Origin of the sequence: Vreelandella songnenensis (assembly GCF_003002925.1) — a bacterium.
GTDB classification, from domain to species: Bacteria; Pseudomonadota; Gammaproteobacteria; order Pseudomonadales; family Halomonadaceae; genus Vreelandella; species Vreelandella songnenensis.
The window spans coordinates 55,761-76,184 of sequence record NZ_PVTK01000009.1; the positions used below are offsets into that span (position 1 = coordinate 55,761).

General features: G+C 60.3%; 17 protein-coding genes. 3 read left to right on the forward strand and 14 right to left on the reverse strand.

The genetic code is table 11. The annotated features are described in order from the left end of the window. Positions 1-35: 35 nt before the first annotated feature. Positions 36-431 carry a transcriptional regulator gene (locus B0H98_RS14065; RefSeq protein ID WP_279628403.1) on the reverse strand — a complete coding sequence of 132 codons (396 nt, stop codon included), beginning with the start codon at positions 429-431 and terminating at the stop codon, positions 36-38. Positions 432-592: 161 nt separating this feature from the next. Here B0H98_RS14065 and B0H98_RS14070 point away from each other — a divergent pair, with 161 nt between their 5' ends. Then, positions 593-1,501, forward strand: coding sequence for a hypothetical protein (locus B0H98_RS14070; protein ID WP_106375699.1), 909 nt, complete (start codon positions 593-595; stop codon positions 1,499-1,501). Between the two features lie 235 nt (positions 1,502-1,736). Here B0H98_RS14070 and B0H98_RS14075 read toward each other — a convergent pair whose 3' ends face one another. Together B0H98_RS14075 and gloA are read right to left on the reverse strand one after the other, a co-directional pair. Further along, complete coding sequence (locus B0H98_RS14075) at positions 1,737-2,207, reverse strand: META domain-containing protein (RefSeq protein ID WP_106375700.1); 471 nt, start codon at positions 2,205-2,207, stop codon at positions 1,737-1,739. A 10-nt stretch (positions 2,208-2,217) separates the two neighbouring features. Then, the gene (gene gloA / locus B0H98_RS14080) at positions 2,218-2,658 is read right to left on the reverse strand and encodes a lactoylglutathione lyase (protein WP_106375701.1); all 441 of its coding nucleotides are present in this window, start codon (positions 2,656-2,658) and stop codon (positions 2,218-2,220) included. 207 nt (positions 2,659-2,865) lie between these two features. Between gloA and B0H98_RS14085 the strand changes: the two genes are divergently transcribed. Next, complete coding sequence (locus tag B0H98_RS14085; RefSeq protein WP_106375702.1) at positions 2,866-3,936, forward strand: metal-dependent hydrolase; 1,071 nt, start codon at positions 2,866-2,868, stop codon at positions 3,934-3,936. 13 nt (positions 3,937-3,949) lie between these two features. Here the strand turns inward: B0H98_RS14085 and B0H98_RS14090 are convergent, their stop codons facing one another. The 6 genes from B0H98_RS14090 to rho form a co-directional block, all read right to left on the reverse strand. Further along, positions 3,950-4,678 (reverse strand): MliC family protein, encoded by a 729-nt coding sequence (locus B0H98_RS14090; RefSeq protein WP_106375703.1) that lies wholly within the window; start codon positions 4,676-4,678, stop codon positions 3,950-3,952. A 46-nt stretch (positions 4,679-4,724) separates the two neighbouring features. Continuing rightward, complete coding sequence (locus B0H98_RS14095) at positions 4,725-5,237, reverse strand: DUF3087 family protein (RefSeq protein WP_106375704.1); 513 nt, start codon at positions 5,235-5,237, stop codon at positions 4,725-4,727. Positions 5,238-5,318: 81 nt separating this feature from the next. After that, on the reverse strand, positions 5,319-6,389 hold the full coding sequence (locus B0H98_RS14100; protein ID WP_106375705.1) for a 3-deoxy-7-phosphoheptulonate synthase: 1,071 nt from the start codon (positions 6,387-6,389) through the stop codon (positions 5,319-5,321). A 613-nt stretch (positions 6,390-7,002) separates the two neighbouring features. Then, entirely contained in the window at positions 7,003-7,767 is a 765-nt protein-coding gene (locus B0H98_RS14105) for an FAD-binding oxidoreductase (protein ID WP_106375706.1), read from the reverse strand. Positions 7,768-7,809: 42 nt separating this feature from the next. Further along, positions 7,810-9,306, reverse strand: a complete 1,497-nt coding sequence (gene ubiD, locus B0H98_RS14110; protein ID WP_106375707.1) for a 4-hydroxy-3-polyprenylbenzoate decarboxylase — start codon at positions 9,304-9,306, stop codon at positions 7,810-7,812. A 42-nt stretch (positions 9,307-9,348) separates the two neighbouring features. Then, a complete protein-coding gene (gene rho / locus B0H98_RS14115) occupies positions 9,349-10,608 on the reverse strand; it encodes a transcription termination factor Rho (RefSeq protein ID WP_106375708.1) in 1,260 nt (419 codons plus the stop codon). 587 nt (positions 10,609-11,195) lie between these two features. Between rho and ppx the strand changes: the two genes are divergently transcribed. Then, positions 11,196-12,755 (forward strand): exopolyphosphatase, encoded by a 1,560-nt coding sequence (gene ppx, locus B0H98_RS14120; protein ID WP_106375709.1) that lies wholly within the window; start codon positions 11,196-11,198, stop codon positions 12,753-12,755. On the opposite strand, the gene tilS is transcribed toward ppx, so the two are convergent. The 5 genes from tilS to lpxB form a co-directional block, all read right to left on the reverse strand. Beyond that, entirely contained in the window at positions 12,745-14,025 is a 1,281-nt protein-coding gene (gene tilS, locus B0H98_RS14125) for a tRNA lysidine(34) synthetase TilS (RefSeq protein WP_106375710.1), read from the reverse strand. The two genes, ppx and tilS, sit on opposite strands and share 11 nt — an antisense overlap. Continuing rightward, complete coding sequence (accA, locus tag B0H98_RS14130; protein WP_106375711.1) at positions 14,006-14,959, reverse strand: acetyl-CoA carboxylase carboxyl transferase subunit alpha; 954 nt, start codon at positions 14,957-14,959, stop codon at positions 14,006-14,008. Before accA ends, tilS begins: the two co-directional genes overlap by 20 nt. 139 nt (positions 14,960-15,098) lie before the next feature. Then, positions 15,099-18,599 carry a DNA polymerase III subunit alpha gene (dnaE, locus tag B0H98_RS14135; RefSeq protein WP_106375712.1) on the reverse strand — a complete coding sequence of 1,167 codons (3,501 nt, stop codon included), beginning with the start codon at positions 18,597-18,599 and terminating at the stop codon, positions 15,099-15,101. 37 nt (positions 18,600-18,636) lie between these two features. Beyond that, positions 18,637-19,254 (reverse strand): ribonuclease HII, encoded by a 618-nt coding sequence (rnhB, locus tag B0H98_RS14140; RefSeq protein WP_106375713.1) that lies wholly within the window; start codon positions 19,252-19,254, stop codon positions 18,637-18,639. Further along, complete coding sequence (gene lpxB / locus B0H98_RS14145) at positions 19,244-20,416, reverse strand: lipid-A-disaccharide synthase (RefSeq protein ID WP_106375714.1); 1,173 nt, start codon at positions 20,414-20,416, stop codon at positions 19,244-19,246. Before lpxB ends, rnhB begins: the two co-directional genes overlap by 11 nt. Between the last annotated feature and the right edge of the window lie 8 nt (positions 20,417-20,424).

Here is a 20,424-nt window from a genome sequence, read left to right on the forward strand (position 1 = left end):
CCGCTTTGCTATAGGGATGTTTCAAAGGAGTAGGGTTATACCTTGCTGACTTCACCAGTCGAATACGCTCTGACGAACGTCTCCAGCACCTTGCGCACTACCTTGCGTTGGGCAGTGGGCAAGCTTCGGTACAGCGATAATATTTGCCGTTCTTCATTGCTGGACGATACCTCCCAAGGGGCAGAAGGCTCACTAACATTATTGGCACTACCTTCACCGTAGCGTAAATAATGAGGATCAATGCGTAACCACTTCGCCAATAGCTGAAGTTTGTCTTGATTAGGAATCGAATCGCCGCGCAGCCAACGCCTGACCGCTTGGAACGTTATCGGTTTTCCCCAATAGCGCAGATTGAATTCCCGCTCCAGCGTTGATGGACGAACATCATAGCCAGCCGACTCCATCGCTATTTTTAAGCGCTCCGCAAACATAGTTTTTTCATTCATGCCCCCAATGTGAATCGATTATCCAACGATAGTTGAATAGCGGTTCACTTTTTGATTGAATCAAAAATTCAATTGCAAGTCTTGCCTGAAACTAACGGCTCCGCGGAGGTGAAAGTAACAAGACTTGATGCTGCTGGAGGTTCAACATGAGTGAAATATCTTACCTACAGGATCGACATTCTGAGGATTTCCACAGCCAAAGCTTCTTACTCTTGTCGGCCACTAATCACGCCGAACTTTGTAAGCAGTTAGCCTCAACGCTCCATTCCATCTTAGTAGATAAACCCAGTCCGGTCGTTATCTATCAATGTCTCTCAGCAGAGGCATTGATGCCGGTTGGCTACTTTCCTATTGAAAGCATAAATAAATCGGATCATTGGATACTTTCCATTGGCTCCACACAAGAGTTGAACAGCTCCTCGCTTACTTATCATGGGTTAAAAGGAAAGCAGCAAATACTGGGCTATATAGGATACCCGTCAGCGACGGATGCAAAACCCGCACGGGAAATCGAGGCGCTCATTGAGATCGCCATTCATCAGTGGCGCCTTCTTGACGCCAGGCGCATGGCTGAGCAGCAGGCCAGATTAAACGTATCTAGAATACGATTTAGCAATGATATTCAAGGCTTTACCCATATCGAACAGATCATGGAGCGCTACGCTCAAAGCTGGTGCGATGCGTTCAAGGCCTGTGGGATAAGCCTTGTCTACCAGGATCATTCTTTCCGCTTTGGCAACTGTCCAACCGAACATGAACTGTCGATGCTATCTGCCTTGTTAAATGATGAGAGTGGTCAGACGCACAGCGATAAACGGGTAAGGTACGATCAAGGCACACTAGCGATTCAGCTAAGTGAAGCAGGCAAGCATTACGGGTGGTTAGTGCTATTCAGAGACAACCCGCTGATGGCTCAAACCGTTGACGCCAAGGTACACCAGTGGCTAAGTCATTGGTTGACTTGCGAAACGGATATAGCGTTAACGCTGGCTGATGATATAGCCACTGCAATCATTACATTAGAAGATACTCCTAACAAACCAGTTGTGCTGTAAATCCATCACGACTCTTTCGTTAATCGCCCACGCAATACAACCAATTCAAAGCCGCGCGCAGCTAAAACAAAGACCCTACTCCTCGCTAAAAAAGCCGTATTCTTTATTTAAATATTGGTTTTAATTTTAAAAAATTAATTTAAATCAACCTGTTATTTTTGCTGAAAACAGGCCCGCCGAGAGTTTGCTGGCGTCACACAGCGAACCGGCAGGCCCATTGGGCGACTGAAAATTTTTATTTACCCTCGCGCCAGCCGCCAAGTACACGGCTATCCGGTCCGAAAAAGACCAGGCGGTCATGATCGATCAGGTAGCGATAAGCGGTATCCAGCATATCCGTGACCCGCTTGGCGTCTGCCATGTTCGCACAGGCCATGCGCGTGGTGGCAAGCCCTTCAAAATCGATGCGGTGGCTTTCACCAAGGCTGACATGGCCGGTAAAGCGGTTGCAGCCATCAAAGCCTGACACCGTGCCGTCGCGTGAAATCGTAAAAAATGGCGCTTCCGCGAACGATAGCCGTTCATCGGTGCCTACCAGCAGCAGGTTCCAGCGCTGCTCGACTACCGGGCCTGACAGACCTGAGTGGCGCGGCGTATCGTTGAGCTGCGGCGTCTGCGGCGTACTGCTACAGGCGCTGAGCAACAAGGCACTCAGTGCTAGAAACGGCAGCAGGCAGGCCCGGGTGCGGTATTTTTTCATGAGCATATCATTCCCCTTACCAGCTGCCGCTGTTTTCCATGGAGGCCCAGGGCTCCTGGGGCGGCAACGCATCGCCTTTCTGGAGAAGTTCTATCGAGATACCGTCCGGCGATTTAACAAACGCCATATGACCATCGCGAGGCGGCCGGTTGATGGTGACGCCATTATCCTGAAACGTCTGGCATAGGGCGTAGATGTCGTCGACGCGATAGGCCAGATGACCAAAATTGCGCCCACCGGTGTACTCCTCCGGGTCCCAGTTGTAGGTCAGTTCAAGCTCCGGGGCCGTCAGCCGAGTCGAGCGTGCCTCATCGTCAGGCGCGGCCAGAAAGATCAGCGTAAAGCGGCCCTTTTCGCTCTCCTTGCGGCGTACCTCTTTAAGCCCCAGCAGGTCGCAGTAAAAGCGTAGCGAAGCGTCTATATCCTTGATGCGCACCATGGTGTGTAAATATTGCATGCCAACTCCTGTCATAACGATCGGGTCGATTCAACGCTCATCATATCGCGGGAAGAGAGAAATTGCCCAGTTGCCAAACCTGCCTGCCCTGCCGAATCTGACCGGCCTTTTTTTTACAGCGCTGTGACAAAGGGGAACAAAACCAATAACCCTGTATAATAAAAATCAAGTCATCATCTTAGCGGGCAACCCCCCAAGGAGACACCAGTGGATTCAATCACGCAGGCGGCACTGGGCGCGGCGGTGGGGGGAGTGGTATTGGGCCGACGTCTGGGGCGCAAGGCCGTATTGATTGGCGCCCTGCTCGGCACCCTGCCCGACCTGGATGTTGCGCTGGATTATGGCGACGCCATTGCCAACGTTACCGAACACCGCGGTTTTTCCCATTCGCTGTTTGTACTCACCGGCCTTGCCACGCTTCTGGCACTTTCATGCAAGCGCTTTGCCCCGGCACGGGATATTTCACTGCTTCACTGGTGGGGCTTTTTTACGCTCTGCCTGATCACCCACCCGCTGCTGGATGCACTGACAACCTACGGCACGCAGCTTTTCTGGCCACTGGATATGCTGCCCGCGGCCTGGCCGATTATCTTTATCATCGACCCGGTATATACCCTGGCACTGCTGATTGGTCTGGGCATCGCGCTTGCATCAAAGCGAGTGCGCAAGTACTGCGCGTGGGGGCTTATGGCGTCGAGCCTTTATTTGATGCTGGCGGCAGGCGCCAAGTGGAACGTGGAGCAGCGCCTTGCCCCGGCGCTGGCGGCGCAAGGGCTGAGCCAGGCCCCGGTGCTGATCCAGCCAACGCCGTTCAATATTCTGCTATGGCGCGCCACGGTGGTAAATGAGGACCGCTACTACGAGAGCTTGATCAGCGTACTGGATGCGCCACGCCTGCCTCAACTGGAGGCGCTATGGCGCAATGCAGGCCTTGAAGAGCATGCGCTCGCCGGGGCACTGGGCCAGCGCCTGGCGTGGTTTAGCGGGCCATTTCTGCGCTACGACGTGCGTTTGCTCAACGGCCGGCAGACCCTGATAGCAACCGACATCCGCCTGGGCTTTCCCGGCTTTCATCCTTTCAGCTTTACGCTGGCAACGCTTGAGGATGGACGCTGGGTGCCGGTAGCCACCAGCGAGGCGGTCGAGTCGCCCCGAGGCATTAGCCTGGCGACGCTGTCACGACTTGCCGAACGCGCCACCGGTAACGTAACGGCCCTTTGCGCCAGCGACTTTGTGGCTTCGCACTGGCGGGTCGAGCGCTTTACGTACCGCTGCTAGGCTCGGCTTGATACTAAGGCGCGATGCCCTGCCCGCAGCCGCTGTACTGCTCGCCGGCATAGTTGAGCGTGACGCGGGCGGGGTAGGGTTGCCCACTCATGTTGTCGAAGCAGGCAGCGGCTTCGATGCGCAGCCGGAAGAAAGGCTCCACGCGGGAATTTTCAAGCACGACCCGGCCCGCGTCGTTATCCATGACGCTGATGATGTAGGGAAGCTCGATACGCTCGTCGCCGTAGTTGAGCTCCATCTTCAGCGTGGGCGCGTCGTGGGCGAGCGCAATCGTCCAGCCGGGCTCGTTGCCCTGGCCGAAGAACATTACACCCGGCTGCTCGGCGCGTGTCAGCGCTGTTCTCTGATCGCTCAGCGTGCACTGCAGCTGGCCACGCGGCGTTTCCACCATGGCTTGATCGCCACGGTTCCAGAAGCTGATCTCGCCATTCTGATAGCGTGCGCCGCTGGCAACCACGGCCTGAGGCAGGCGCCAGGCGCCGTGCAGCGACCACAGACGCAGATCCTGCGCGTTGGTGGCACTCACCAGATGCTGATTGGCTGGCGTGCAGTGCCAGCCCTGAAAGCGCTCGGCGGTGCCTGCAAACAACACCGAGGGCAACAGCGGTGCGCTGCTGTTCACCGTGGTCTTGGCGGGTGTGGCGTCAGGCGCCTGCGTGGTGGCACAACCGGCCAGTGCCACGGCCAGAACGCCCGCCGCCGTTATCTGAATAAGGTGTAACCCCCGCGTCATTCCCTGCTCCCTATACCCATGGTTTATTGTTGACTATCGTTTTGCGTCAGCTTCGCTTGAAAGCCTGCAGATCCTGCGAGTCAAAGCGCTCGACCCGGGCAGGCAGCCCAAGCGCTTCGCGCTTTTCAGCCAGGTATTTCGCTTCGGCAAGCCAGGCGGCATCCTCGGGCGGCGTGCGGCCATTAAGAGTGGCAAGCTGCGCAACCCCTGCGTGGTAGAACGTCACGATATCCAGCGCCGCGCGGTTATCCTCTTCTACCGCGCCGCGCAGCGTGGGCAAAAAGCCGCTGATCTGCGACAGATGCTGCCTGAGTTGCCACACGTAGCGCATCTCCGCCATCCACGGGCGCTCGCGCAGTACTGCAAACAGGGCGCTGGTAGCAAGAAGCCCCAGCACGATGCCCAGTGCGTAAAACCACAGGCTGTTGCCAAAGGTCGATGTCAGCAGCATCGAGAACAGCATGCCGAAAATGACCAGCTGACCCGCCATGGCAATACTGATCATGCGCGCCTTGCGGCGATACTTGCTTGAATCGTGCTGTTCCAGCGTAAAAACCATGCCCAACCTCTCGCCTGAACCAGGTGTCATCGCTGCCTATGATACGGGGCTGGCCGGGGCAGGCAAGCCCTCCTTTGGGTATCAGCCCAATCGTTCGGCGGCGGTTTTCAACAGCCGTTCGGTAGCCTCCCAGCCGATACAGGCATCGGTCACGGAAACACCGTAGCGTAGAGCACTGGGATTCAACGGCTGCTTGCCCTCGAACAGGTGGCTCTCCAGCATCAGCGCGACCAGATTGGCGTTTCCGGCCTGGCGCTGGGCCAGTACGTCCAGCATGACTTCATTCTGACGGCGGTGATCCTTGCGCGCGTTGGCATGACTGCAATCGACCATGAGCCGCGGATTCTGACCCGCCTGAGCAAGAGCCTTGACGGCCGCCTGAACGTGCGACGCCTGGTAGTTAGGCTCGCCATGCCCGCCGCGCAGTACCACGTGGGTGTGCGGATTGCCGGCGCTCTGCTGCATCACCGGGCGCCCGTTGGCATCCTGAGCAAAGCGCTGATGACCATGAGCGGCGGCCTGCATGGCGTCAATGGCGATTTGAACATCGCCGCTGGTGGCATTCTTGAAGCCGACCGCAGCTGCCAGATCGCTTGCCAGCTCGCGATGCAGCTGGGACTCGGTGGTGCGTGCGCCGATGGCGACCCAGCTCAACAGATCATCCAGGTAAGGCGCGAGCATGGGCTGTAGAAGCTCGGTGGCGACCGGCAGGCCGCGGGCGGCCACGGCGTGCATCAATTCCCGCGATAGCGTAATGCCCTTCGCCATATCGCCGCTGCCGTCCAGGTCCGGGTCGTAGGCAAGCCCCTTCCAGCCCACCGTAGTACGCGGTTTTTCAACGTAGACGCGCATCACCGGCAGCAGCCGCTCGCTTACCTGCTCGCTCAGTACCGCCAGGCGGTCGGCGTATTCAAGCGCGGCGTCCGGGTCGTGTATCGAGCACGGGCCGACGACTACCAGCAGGCGATCATCCTGCCCGCTCAGAATATCGTGCACCGCTTTGCGCTGGCTGGATATCTGCCGCGCGAGTGCTGCCTCTATTGCTACGCTCTGGCGCAGCTGGGCGGGCGTGGGTAACAGCGTGGCGGTACTGGCTTCAGGGGCCGAGGCAGTACGTTTCATGTTCAGGGCTGGGCTTATGGGGGCGTTCATAAAGGATTCTCCGGACTCGCATGACATCGTTGACTGGCGTTACCACCCAGGCTGGCGCGGTCGGAGGTGGCAGCTTGCACCGACCGCGCGTCGCTAAATCGCCAGCCATAGCCCACATAGCCGGTTGCAGTAGCGTATTGATAAGCGCGATAAGTCATGGTGCCGCTCCTTGATGACGTTTCTATGGCGTTGAAAAGCCGATAGCATTGAACAAAGGGTGCTAAACGCAAAAACCCCGGCTGGGTTACCAACCGGGGTTCAGACATTCGGCAGGCAACCTAGTGGGTGTGCCTGGTGGCGCGACGTCAGACGTCGGCCGCGGGCACACCGCCGCTAAACCAATATCCAAAATAGGCAACACCACGCGCGCTCGCGCCAACCGCCGCCAAGGGCAGGCATTTAGCACGGTGAGCAAAGGCGAGTGTTGGCATATCAATCCTGGTTATTGGCAGGCCGGAAGCGCTGCGAAAATAAGCGTTCAACGTGACGTTTGATGCCACGCATTGGTAAAGCGTTGCTTTATCCTGCCTTCAAGCGTGACAAATGGCAACTGTTCGTCGCGAAACAGTGGCGCTATTCGATCTTGGCAGGACGTTTAATGCCCCAGGCGTGTTCAAGGACGCGGGGCGTAGGCAAACACATCCGAGAAGACGCGCTCGGCCGTGGCGCCTTTGGCCTCCAGCACGTCCAGACAGGCGTATACCATGCCAGGCGAGCCTGACAGGTAAATGTCGTAATCGCTGAATGCAAGGCCCGACTTTTCCAGCACCAGGTCAACTCGGCCCTGATGATGGTGAATGCGCTCACCGCTTGCCAGAGGCTCGGTCAGAGGGAACTCGGTCACTGCCTGGAAGCTTACCTGGGGGTAGCGCTGGGCCCAGTCAGAGGCCAGGTTCTCGGCGTAGATATCCCGATGCTCGCGGGTCGCCCACCAGAGCGCAATGGAGCGCTTCGGCTGGTCGCGCAGCGTTGCCTCAATGATGGCCTTCATCTGAGCAAAACCGGTACCGGCGGCAATCAACAGAAGCGGACGCTCGCTTTGCGGGTCCACTACGCACGCGCCGCTTGGCAGTCGCAGGGTAAGCTGGTTGGCCACCTGAAGCAGGTTGCGCAGACGTGCCGAGTTGTCGCGCTCGGGCCAGTGCTGGATATGCAGCTCGATCACCCCATCACCCTTCTCGGCGCTGGCAATCGAAAACGGCACCCAGGTATTTTCGTCCAGTTGAAGCTCAAGATACTGGCCGGGCGCATGGGCCATCGCTTCGGCGCGGCCTTCCAGGGTGACGCCAAACACATCGGGATTCAAATCCTCAACGGCCGTTACCTGGCAGGTTAACGTCCTGCACGGAGCAGTCTCTAGTAACGTCCTTGCGCTCATGAAAGCCTCTTTGTAGAAAATCGATCCGTATGGGCGGCCGCGTTAGCCGCCGTGCCGGGGCGCGGGCAGCGGGATATCGATACCCAGCTCTTCCCAGCGCTCGTTCACACGGTTTTTTACCGCTTCGTCCATCACAATGGGAGTGCCCCACTCGCGATCGGTCTCTCCCGGCCACTTGTTGGTCGCATCCAGGCCCATCTTGGAGCCAAGCCCGGATACCGGGGAGGCGAAATCCAGGTAGTCGATGGGTGTATTTTCGACCATGACAGTATCCCGGGCCGGGTCCATCCGCGTGGTGATGGCCCAGATCACGTCTTCCCAGTTGCGCGCGTCCACGTCGTCATCCAGCACGATCACGAACTTGGTGTACATGAACTGACGCAGAAAGCTCCATACCCCCATCATCACGCGCTTGGCGTGGCCGGGGTACTGCTTCTTCATGGTGACGACGGCCATGCGGTAGGAGCAGCCTTCCGGGGGCAGATAGAAGTCGACGATCTCCGGAAACTGCTTGCAGAGAATGGGCACGAACACTTCATTCAGCGCCAGGCCCAGCACCGCCGGCTCATCCGGGGGCCGCCCGGTATAGGTGGAGTGATAGATCGCATCCCGGCGCATGGTCATGCGCGTGACGGTAAACACCGGGAAGTGATCCACCTCGTTGTAGTAACCGGTGTGATCACCGTAGGGGCCTTCCGGTGCCATGTCATCAGGATGAATGAAGCCTTCCAGAATGATCTCGCTGGAGGCCGGCACTTCAAGGTCTGAATGGCCGCACTTGACGAGTTCGGTGCGCGAACCGCGCAATAGCCCGGCAAACGCGTACTCGGAAAGAGAATCGGGAACGGGGGTTACGGCGGCCAGGATAGTGGCGGGATCCGCCCCCAGAGCCACGGCGACCGGGAACGGCTCACCGGGGTGGGCCTTCTGGAACTCCAGGAAATCCAGCGCCCCTCCCCGATGGGAGAGCCAGCGCATGATCAGGCGGTTCTTGCCGATCTTCTGCTGGCGGTAGATCCCCAGGTTCTGGCGCTTTTTATGCGGCCCGCGGGTAATGACCAAGGGCCAGGTCACCAGGGGCGCTGCATCGCCTGGCCAGCAGTGCTGAATGGGCAGCCGGCCAAGGTCGACCTCGTCACCTTCGTACGCGACCTCCTGCACCGGGGCGCGCTTGACGCTCTTCGGCCCCATGCTCAGCACCTGCTTGAAGATCGGCAGCTTGTCCCAGGCGTCTTTCAAGCCCTTGGGCGGGTCCGGCTCTTTCAGAAACGCCAGAAGCTTGCCCACTTCCCGCAGCGCTTCGACCGACTCCTGCCCCATCCCCAGCGCCACGCGCTTCGGCGTACCGAACAGGTTGCCCAGAAGCGGCATGTCGTGACCCTTCACGTTCTCGAACAACAGCGCCGGGCCACCGGCACGCAGCGTACGGTCGCAGATTTCGGTGATTTCCAGGTAAGGATCGACTTCGGCCTGGATACGCTTGAGCTCACCGCGCGCCTCCAGCGCCGCTACGAACTCGCGCAAGTCGTTATACTTCAAGACACACTCCCCGGTAGGCCTACGCCGCAACGCCCGGTGGCGTTAGCGGCGCTTCATCGCATCAAAGAATTCGAGATTCGTCTTGGTATCCTTCAGACGATCGATCAGGAATTCCGTGGCAGCAGTATCTTCCATGGGGTTCAAGAGCTTGCGCAGAATCCACATGCGCTGCATCTCGTCCTCGGAGGCCAGCAGATCTTCACGACGCGTGCCGCTGCGGCGAATGTTGATCGCCGGGAAGACGCGTTTTTCCGCCAGCTTGCGGTCAAGGTGCGCTTCCATGTTGCCGGTACCCTTGAACTCCTCGAAGATGACTTCGTCCATCTTGGAGCCGGTATCGACCAGGGCCGTGGCGATGATCGTCAGGCTACCGCCCTCTTCGATGTTACGTGCGGCACCGAAGAAGCGCTTGGGCTTCTCGAGCGCGTGGGCGTCGACACCACCGGTGAGCACCTTGCCGGAGCTCGGAACTACGGTGTTGTAGGCACGCGCCAGGCGGGTGATGGAGTCCAGCAGAATCACCACATCCTTCTTGTGCTCGACCAGACGCTTGGCCTTTTCGATGACCATTTCGGCCACCTGAACGTGGCGCGCCGGCGGCTCGTCAAAGGTAGAAGCAACCACTTCGCCACGCACGGTACGCGACATTTCGGTCACTTCCTCCGGCCGCTCATCGATCAGGAGAACGATCAGATGACACTCGGGGTTATTGCGCGTGATCGAGGTGGCGATGTTCTGGAGCATCAGCGTCTTACCCGCCTTGGGCGGCGACACCAGCAGACCCCGCTGACCTTTACCGATCGGCGCGGTCAGATCGATGATACGGGCCGTCAGGTCTTCGGTCGAGCCGTTGCCGATCTCCATGCGCAGACGCTCATCCGGGAACAGCGGCGTCAGGTTCTCGAAGAGAATCTTGTGCTTGGCGTTTTCCGGACGGTCAAAGTTGATCTGACTGACCTTGAGCAGGGCAAAATAGCGCTCGCCCTCCTTGGGCGGACGGATCTTGCCGGAAATGGAGTCGCCTTTGCGCAGGTTGAAACGGCGGATCTGCGAGGGCGATACGTAGATGTCATCCGGACCGGCAAGGTAGGAGCTGTCGGCGCTGCGCAGGAAGCCAAAGCCATCCTGAAGAATTTCCAGCACACCGTCGCCGTAGATATCCTCACCGCTCTTGGCGTGTTTCTTGAGGATGGCGAAGATGATGTCCTGCTTGCGCGAACGGGCCAGGTTATCGATACCCATTTCGCGGGCGATATCGAGCAGCTCGGGAACGGATTTTTGCTTGAGTTCAGTGAGATTCATCGGTGTGTTAGAAAATTGCTCATGGAAGCTAGGCGCGAAGCGCCGGAATAAGACAGGAGGCGTAGCGCGTGAAGATAAGGCTAGGCGCCGTGTGATGCGTTCAGATTCCGATAAGGCACGTACTCGAATGAGGCACTAAGCACAGGTTGGCTCATGGTGGCATACAGTAAGACAATGAGTATTGCTCAGCTCGAGGGTGCTAGCAGTTGTTTGCTCTGATTGGCATAAGGAAAGAACCAATCAACGGGCTATCTGACGACTTGGAGTTCTGGCTGACGGTATGTGGACAGGTGGTATCTAGTCAACACTAATCATCTAATCGGCATCGAATCACTTAACGAAGCGGCGCCCGTGCTCAATATTCAGAAGCGCCTGAAACTAGATCGCCACAGGATGACCATCACCTGCCCTCTTTAGCGAGGCTATTTTAAAAAGATGATTTTAAAATGACAACGCAGTGCTGCGACAGGCTGAATCAAGCCAGTAGTCCGATGGTAGTCAAGCGCCGCTATAAACGCAAGCCTTTGCCAATTGACAATAACTACCCCGCGCCGCAACCTTGGCATAGCCAATACGAAGGATAGCTCATGCCCAAGGACATTTCGCCCTCTCTTACCCCCCCGGCCAGCGAGCCAGAAGGCGCCACACCCCAGCGTCTGGCCGCCATTGACCTGGGTTCCAACAGCTTTCACCTGCTGGTGGCCAACTACCAGAACGAGCGGCTTCAGGTGGTCGCGCGGCTAGGCGAAAAAGTCCAGCTGGCGGCGGGTCTGGACGAAGACGGCAGGCTCAATGAAGCGGCCATGCAGCGCGCCCTGGACTGCCTGAGCCGCTTTGCGCCTTTTCTAAGCGATATCGAAAGCGCCAACCTGCGCGTGGTGGGTACCAATGCGCTGCGCGATGCGCGTAACAGCCAAGCCTTTATCGAGCGCGCCGAGGCGCAGCTGGGCCATGCCATCGAGATTATCGCCGGCCGCGAAGAGGCCCGGCTCATTTATCTGGGCGCAGCCCACGCACTGGCGGAAAACGGCCGCCGCCTGATCGTCGATATCGGCGGCGGTTCAACGGAGTTCATTATTGGTGAAGCCTTTGAGCCCAAGGCGCTGGAGAGCCTGCGCATGGGCTGCGTCACCTTTACCAGCCGCTTCTTTGCCGATGGCGAGCTAAACGAGAAGCGCCTGCGCCGCGCCGAACTTGCCGCTCTTTCAGAACTTGCCAACATCCAGCGCCCCTACCAGCGCCTGGGCTGGGACGACCCGGTCGGCTCAAGCGGCACGATCAAGGCGGCGGCCAGCGTGCTGCTGGCCTACGGCGATACGCCCAGCGAAGGCGTGATCACCCGCAGCGGGCTGAAGAAGCTGCGCGAGCGGCTGCTCAAGTGCAAACATCTGGACAAGGTGGAGCTTGACGGCTTGAAACCGGACCGCGCGCGGGTATTCCCGGCCGGCATTGCCATTCTGGGGGCGATCTTTGAAGCCTTTGAGCTCGAGCAGATGCGCTTTGCCGACGGCGCCCTGCGCGAAGGCGTGCTTTACGACATGGCCGGGCGCAACAGCGCCGAGGACACCCGCTCAAAAAGTCTTGAAGCCTTGAAGCGCACCTACGATGTGGACACACGCCAGGCGGATAACGTGGCCGATACCGCCAAGCGGCTGTTTCAACAGGTCAAGCGCGCCTGGGCCTTGACCCGGGAACACGACCATTATCTGCAGTGGGCAAGCCATATGCACGAAATTGGCCTGGCGATTTCCCACAGCCAGTTTCATCGCCATGGCGCCTACCTGCTCGAGCACTCGGACCTCGCGGGCTTTTCACGCCCGGAGCAGCATCAGCTGGCGTTTCTGGTGCGCGCCCACCGGCGCAAGTTTCCGCTCAAGGAGTGGCAGGCGCTTCCCAAGAGCCAGCAGCCCCACACCGCCAAGCTCGCCCAGCTACTGCGTCTGGCGGTACTGCTCAACCATTCGCGCCCCGAGAACGCCCCCGCGCTACCCGAGATCAGCGCCAGCGCCACCGGCCTGACGCTGACCCTGCCCGTCAGCGAAGAGCCGACGCTGCTGAGCACCGATATCGAGCAGGAGCAGGCCTACATGGCGGCAGCCGGCCTCACTCTGAACGTCGTGCTGGAGAACGACACGACTACCCCGTAGCCCGCGAGATGATCACGCCAGCCGCCTGCCAGAGCACACGAGCAGGCGGCTGGATGACCCCCAGGCACGTCTGTCCCTGCATGATCATCACCAGCCGCTCGCGCTCCCAGGGCGGAATACCGGCTTCCTGAAGCAGCCTTTTCACATCGCGCCGCCCCCGCTTGGCAAGCGTGATGATTTCCCCGCCCTGACGCCAGCAAAGCGTCAGTGGCGCTCTGGCGTTCATGGCAAGCTCAAGCGTGCCAAGCGGCGTGACAAGCCCCGGTTGGCCGTTCCAGGTAGCTTGCCAGGCGGCTAACGGTTCCAGTGGCGCCATCAGGTAAAGCCGCCGACGCCATACCCGGGCCTCGGCCCCGGGCCAGGCAACGCATACGCTCGCATCGGCCGCCGCGCCGAGCTGCACGACAAGCGTTTCCAGCCGCCGGCGTGGCGGTGTCGGCAGGTGCAGGGCCTGACAGAAAGTACGTATCAATAATCGCTGACGCGGGTGAGCGTGCGCCGATAGCGCGGCAGCATCCAGGCACGCCTCGCCTAGCCGCAATGTTTCCAGTTCGGCCCTGGCATACTCACCGAGCAGCGCATCCGCCTCGCTGGCGTGAGCAGCACTTTGCGCCAGCGCATCGCCGGCCTTGGGCCAGCGCGCCTTGACCGCGGGCAGGACTTCATGGCGCAAGCGGTTGCGGTCAAAGGTAAGGTCACGATTGGTGGGATCTTCGCACCAGCGCAGGTCACGCTCACGAGCGCAGGTTTCAAGCTGCTCGCGACCGATCGACAGCCAGGGGCGAATAAAACAGAGCCCCTCGGATTCACGCCGATACGGCATGCCTGCCAGCCCCCGAAGGCCGCTGCCACGAAGTACAGCCAGCAGCAGCGTTTCTGCCTGGTCATCCTGATGCTGGGCAAGCCAGATGTCATCGCCTTTCGGCACCTGAGCGCGAAATGCCGCGTAGCGCGCCTCGCGGGCCGCGGCTTCAATACCGCCCTTGCCGGAATCGACCGCTACGTGCACTACCGTCAGCGGTACCTCGAGCGACTCGCAAAGCGTCTGGCAGTGCACGGCGAAATCATCCGCAGCGGCCTGCAGACCATGATGGACATGAATCGCGTGAAGCGGACGCCCGGCCTGCCGGCAGACCCGGCTTGCCAGCAGCAGCAGCAGAGAGGAGTCCAGACCGCCCGAAAGGGCTACCCAAATAGAGCGCCCCGGCGGGGTTTCCGCCAGGGCGTCGTTCAGCAAGCGTTCAAGCGGTTCAGGCGGCCGGGGCGCCATAGCTCATCAGGCGCTTGTAGCGGCGCTCGATCAGCGCATCGGTATCCAGCGCCTGCAGGCGCTCAAGGCTCGCCGTCAGGGTCTCCTTGACCCGCTCTGCGGTGCTGATCGGGTGGCGGTGCGCGCCGCCCAGCGGCTCCTTGATCAGCGTGTCCACAAAGCCCAGCTCCTTGAGGCGCTCGGCGGTGATACCCATGGCTTGCGCGGCGTCCGAGGCCTTCTCGGCGCTTTTCCACAGAATCGACGCACAGCCTTCCGGTGAAATCACCGAGTAGGTGGAGTACTGGAGCATGTTGAGCTCATCGCATACGCCAATCGCCAGCGCCCCGCCGGAGCCGCCTTCACCCACCACGGTGGAGATGATCGGCGTCTTGAGGCGCGACATGACCGCAAGATTGTAGGCAATCGCCTCGCTCTGACCGCGCTCTTCGGCATCGATACCCGGGTAGGCACCGGGCGTATCGATGAAGGTCAGAATGGGCATCTTGAAGCGCTCGGCCATTTCCATCAGGCGGCACGCCTTGCGGTAGCCTTCCGGGCGCGGCATGCCGAAGTTGCGGCGTACCTTCTCTTTGACATCACGGCCTTTCTGGTGGCCAATCACCATCACCGGCTTGTCGTTCAGGCGCGCAATGCCGCCAACCAGTGCAGCATCGTCGGCGAAATTGCGGTCGCCGTGCAGCTCGTCAAAATCGCTGAACACGTGCTCAAGGTAATCCAGCGTATAGGGACGCTGCGGATGACGCGACAGCTGGGAAACCTGCCAGGGCGTCAAATCCTTGAAGATCGATTCTGTCTGCTTGCGGCTCTTCTCCTCCAGCCGGGATATCTCATCGGAGAGGTTGACGCTGTCGGAGCTGACCAAACGCAGCTCCTCAATTTTTGCCTGAAGTTCGGCAATGGGCTGTTCAAAATCGAGATAATTAGGATTCATCGGCTTTGCCTGTAAGCTGCCTATTAAAAAAAGAAGCCTTCGAAACGAGCATCAATTGGGGCGTATTATCGCACCCTGGCCCTGCCACGCAAGTTAAGGCCCGTTCAATTCATTGCCTGAGCGCCGATAACGCCCAGGGTTAGCGATAGCGAAGCTGAACCCCCGCCTGCCCTTGCACATCGCGAAGCGCCAGCAGCAGGTCATCGCTGGGCGCGACTTTCCACTCATCAGAAAGCTCCAGCCAGCCCACCGCGTCAACGTGGCGATACTGTACCCGTACCGGCAAACCCTCGCTATCCCGGTAGGGGCTCAGGCTATCGCGCAGGCTTTCAACCAGCCGCCCGTTGATCTGGCTGGCATCCAGCGCAAGCTCCACGGCCTGGCCGTAGCGAGTGCGGGCGGTCACCATCGGTGTGACATCCTTGCCCCGCAGCTTGAGCCCGCCGGAGAAATCGTCGCTGGAGACTTCGCCTTCCACGATCAGCACCTGGTCCGAGGCTATCTGGCCGCGCAGCTGTTCGAACATTTCACCAAACAGCGAGGCTTCGATACGTCCGGTGCGGTCATCCAGAGTGATGAACGCCATGGTATCGCCGCGCTTGGACTTCATGGTGCGCATGGCCACCACCAGTCCGGCCACCCGCTGGGGCTCGCGGGAGGGTTTGAGATCGCTGATCCGGGTCGAGACAAAGCGCTTCAGCTCGCGTTCGTACTCGTCGATCGGGTGCCCAGTGAGATAGAGCCCGAGGGTGTCCTTCTCACCGGAAAGGCGCTCGCGATCGGTCCATTCGCGCACGCCCCGGTACTCGGCGTAGACATCGCTGTCCTCGACCTCGGAAAAGGCTTCGCCGAACATGTCGAGCATGCCCAGGCTCTGGTTAGTGTGGTTCTGGGCGGCCGCTTTCAGGGCATCCTCCATCGAGGCTGCCAGCACCGCCCGGTTGGGGCCGAGATTGTCCAGCGCGCCGGAGCGGATCAGCGCCTCGAGGGTGCGCTTGTTCATGCGCTTGGGGTCCATGCGGCGGCAGAAATCGAACAGGTCGGTAAACGGCCCGCCGGTTTCCCGCGCCTCGACGATCGCCCCGATCGGGCCTTCACCCACACCGCGAATCGCGCCCAGGCCGTATACCACGCGGCCTTCGGTATCCACGGTGAACTTGTAGCCGCCCACGTTGACATCCGGCGGCGTGACGGTGAGCTTGAGGTTGCGACACTCCTCGATCAGCGGCACGACCTTGTCCAGGTTGTCCATTTCGGTGGACATTACCGCGGCCATGAAGGGCCCCGGGTAGTGCGCCTTGAGCCACGCGGTCTGGTAGGAAACCAGCGCGTAGGCCGCGGAGTGCGACTTGTTGAAACCGTAACCGGCGAATTTCTCTACCAGATCGAAGATGTTACCCGCCAGATCCTTGTCGATACCGTTGGCCGCGCAACCCTCCATGAAGCCGTCGCGCTGCTTGGCCATCTCTTCGGGCTTTTTCTTGCCCATTGCCCGGCGCAGCATGTCGGCCTGGCCCAGCGTGTAGCCGGCCATCACCTGGGCGATCTGCATGACCTGCTCCTGGTACAGGATAATCCCGTAGGTCGGCGCAAGTACCGGCTTCAACAGCTCGTGCTGGTAATCCGGGTGTGGATAAGAGACTTCTGCGCGGCCGTGTTTCCGGTTGATGAAGTCGTCCACCATGCCGGACTGCAAGGGCCCGGGGCGGAACAGTGCCACCAGGGCGATCATGTCGTCGAGGGAGTCCGGCAACAGGCGCTTGATCAGCTCCTTCATGCCGCGAGATTCAAGCTGGAACACCGCGGTGGTTTCGGCGCGCTTGAGCATCTCGAACGTCTTGCCGTCGTCCAGCGGAATGGCGTCGATATTGAGCGGCGCCTGACCATGCACGTCGCGCACCTTGTCGACCATCTCCAGCGCCCAGTCGATGATGGTCAGCGTACGCAGACCCAGGAAGTCGAACTTGACCAGCCCCGCGTCTTCGATATCGTTTTTATCGAACTGAACCACCAGGCCGTTACCGTTTTCATCGCACAGAAGTGGCGAGAAGTCGGTCAGCTTTGTGGGTGCGATGACCACGCCCCCGGCGTGCTTGCCGGTACCCCGAGTGGTGCCCTCAAGCTTGAGCGCCATCTCCCAGATCTCTTCGGCTTCTTCGTCGGACTCGATGAACTCCTTGAGCGCCGGTTCCTGCTCGATCGCCTTGCCAAGGGTCATGCCCACTTCAAAAGGGATCAGCTTGGAGAGCTTGTCACCCAGCGAGTAGGGCCGCCCCTGAGCGCGTGCCACGTCACGCACCACGGCCTTGGCAGCCATGGTGCCGAAGGTGACGATCTGGGAGACCGCATCGCGCCCGTAGCGCTCGGCCACGTACTCGATGACGCGGTCGCGCTTCTCCATGCAGAAATCGACGTCAAAGTCGGGCATGGAAACACGTTCGGGGTTCAGAAAGCGCTCGAACAGCAGGTCGTAGCCGATCGGATCAAGGTCGGTGATCTTCTGGGCGTAGGCAACCAGAGAGCCGGCACCGGAGCCCCGCCCCGGGCCCACGGGTACGTCGTTATCCTTGGCCCACTGGATGAAGTCCATCACGATCAGGAAGTAGCCGGGAAACCCCATCTGGATGATGACGTTGAGCTCGAACTCCAGCCGGTCACGATAGCGCTGGTCGATGGCCTGGTATTCTTCGCTGTCGCGCGGGTAGCGATCAGCGGGAAACAGAAAGTCGAGGCGGTCGGTCAGGCCATCGTGGGAAACCTTGCGGAAGAATTCGTCCTGGGTCATACCCTCGGGAATTTCGAATTCGGGCAGGAAGATCTCGCCCAGGCGTACATCGACGCTACAGCGCTCGGCAATCATCACGCTGTTTTCCAGCGCCTCGGGAATATCCGAGAACAGCGCGGCCATTTCCTCGGGGCTTTTCAGGTACTGCTCTTCGGTGTAGCGGCGCTCGCGGCGCGGGTCATCCAGCGCCTTGCCTTCACCGATGGACACGCGCGTTTCGTGGGCCCAGAAGTCTTCCCGTTCAAGGAAGCGCACGTCGTTGGTAGCGACTACCGGCGTACCGGTCTCGAGGGCAAGCGAGACGCTTGCGTGTACGCAGGCCTCCTCCAACGGACGGCCAGTGCGGATAAGTTCGAGATAGAAGCGGTCAGGAAACGCCGACTGCCACTCCTCCAGCAGCTGGCGCGCTTCGCGTTCGTGATCCGATAGCAGGTGGCGACCGATATCCCCTTCGCGCCCGCCAGAAAGCGCAATCAGGCCGTCGCTCTGTTCGAGCACCCAGCGCTTGTCGAGAATCGCCCGGCCCTGGCGCTGGCCGTGGGTCCAGCCCTTGGAGATCAGCTCGGTCAGGTTGCGGTAGCCGTCGGCATTCATCGCCAGCAGCGTGATGCGATACGGATGAGCTTCGTCATGAGGATTGGCAAGCCACAGGTCGGAGCCGATGATCGGCTTCAACCCGGCGCCCTGGGCACCCTTGTAAAACTTGACCAGGCCGAACAGGTTCGTTTCGTCGGTCAGTGCCAGCGCCGGCATGCCGCGATCAAAGGTGGTACTGACCAAGGACTTAAGTTTTACCAAGCCGTCGACCAGGGAGTATTCACTGTGCAAACGTAGATGAACAAACGGTACCGTCATGACACTCTCGGCAAAATCTCGGTAAAAAGGAACGGGCTTACAGCAGTGCCAGCTGGCGCTGAACCGGCGCAAAGCTGCGGCGGTGCTCGGCTAGTGGCCCGTGCGCCGCCAGCGCTTGAAGGTGTTGTTTCGTGGGGTAGCCCTTGTGGCGTGCAAAGCCATACTCAGGATAGCGCATATCCAGCGCCATCATCTGGGCATCGCGGGCTACCTTGGCGATAATCGACGCCGCGGCAATGGCCGGATGGCGGGCATCGCCCTTAACCACCGCCTGACCGGGAAGCGCATGCCCGGGCATCCGGTTGCCGTCCACCAGCAGATATTCGGCACCCGGCGCCAGGCCATCGATCGCACGACGCATGGCCAGGTGCGTGGCGTGGTAGATATTGAACTGATCGACCTCGGCGGCGCTGGCCTCGGCCACTACAAACGCCAGCGCCTGCTCGCGGATCAGAGCATCGAGCGCTTCGCGCTTGCGCGCGGTCAGTTTCTTGGAGTCGGTAAGCCCTTCGATGGGGCGCGCCGGGTCCAGAATCACCGCCGCGGCCACGACGCTGCCGATCAGCGGGCCGCGGCCCACTTCGTCCACGCCGGCCAGGCGCTCGCCGGTATAGGCAATCTCCAGCGGCGGATAGTCGAGCGGCTTACTCGCCATGGTGCTGCTCCAGCGGCTGACCGGCGGCGATGGCGGTGACCGCCTCGGCGGCGCGGCGGCTGGCATCACGCTGAAGCCCTTCGTGCATGGCGGCAAAGCGCGCCTCAAGAGCGGTTCGAGCGTCGTGATCTACCAGCAGCGCATCCAGCTGATCGGCAATGGCGTCAGGTGTGGCTGCTTCCTGAATAAGCTCGGGCACCAGGCTCTGCTGGGCGATCAGGTTGGGTAGCGATACCCAGCGCGTCTTGACCAGCCGCTTGGCCAACCAGTGGGTCGCGGGCGCCATCTTGTAGGCCACCAGCATGGCGCGATGGCAAAGCATCGCTTCAAGAGCCGCCGTACCCGAGGCCAGCAGCACGGCATCACTTGCCACCATGGCCTCGCGCGCCTGACCATCGAGCAAATGCACCCTTGACGCCAGGGCCGGGTAATCGACCAGCAGTGCCTGGATCTCCGCATGGCGCTGCGCCGTGGCGGCCGGGATCACCACGCTGAGCGTGGCATGGCGCTGGCAGAGAAGCTCGGCGGCGGCGAGGAAGGTATGGCCCAGAAAGCGCACCTCGTTGCCACGCGAGCCCGGCAGCATGGCCAGCACCGGCGCATCCGGCTCGAGCTTGAGTGCCTGGCGAGCAGCCAGCCGGTCGTTTTCCAGAGGCAGCTCATCGGCAAGCGGATGACCAACAAACGCCACGGGCACCTGGTGTTCGCGATAGAAATCCGCTTCAAACGGTAAAAGCGTCAGCATGCCATCCACCGACTGGGCAATGCCTTTCACCCGGCCCTGGCGCCATGCCCACACCGAGGGGCTGACGTAGTGCGCCGTCTTGATGCCTTCACGGCGCAGCTGCTTTTCCAGGCCAAGGGTAAAGTCCGGGGCATCGATACCCACCATGATGTCCGGCTGCCAGGCAAGCGCCTCGCGGCGCAGCGTGCGGCGCACGCCCACCAGCTCCGGCAGATGCTTGATCACCTCGACCAGCCCCATCACCGAAAGTGTTTCCAGCGGAAAGCGGCTCTGCATGCCTTCGGCGATCATGCGGGGGCCGCCGATCCCCTGAAACTCGACACCGGGATGGCGCGCCTTCAGCGCGCGCATCAGGCCAGCGCCGAGAATATCCCCCGACAGCTCGCCGGCGACGAGGTATACGCGTTGCAACGTCATGAGAGAAA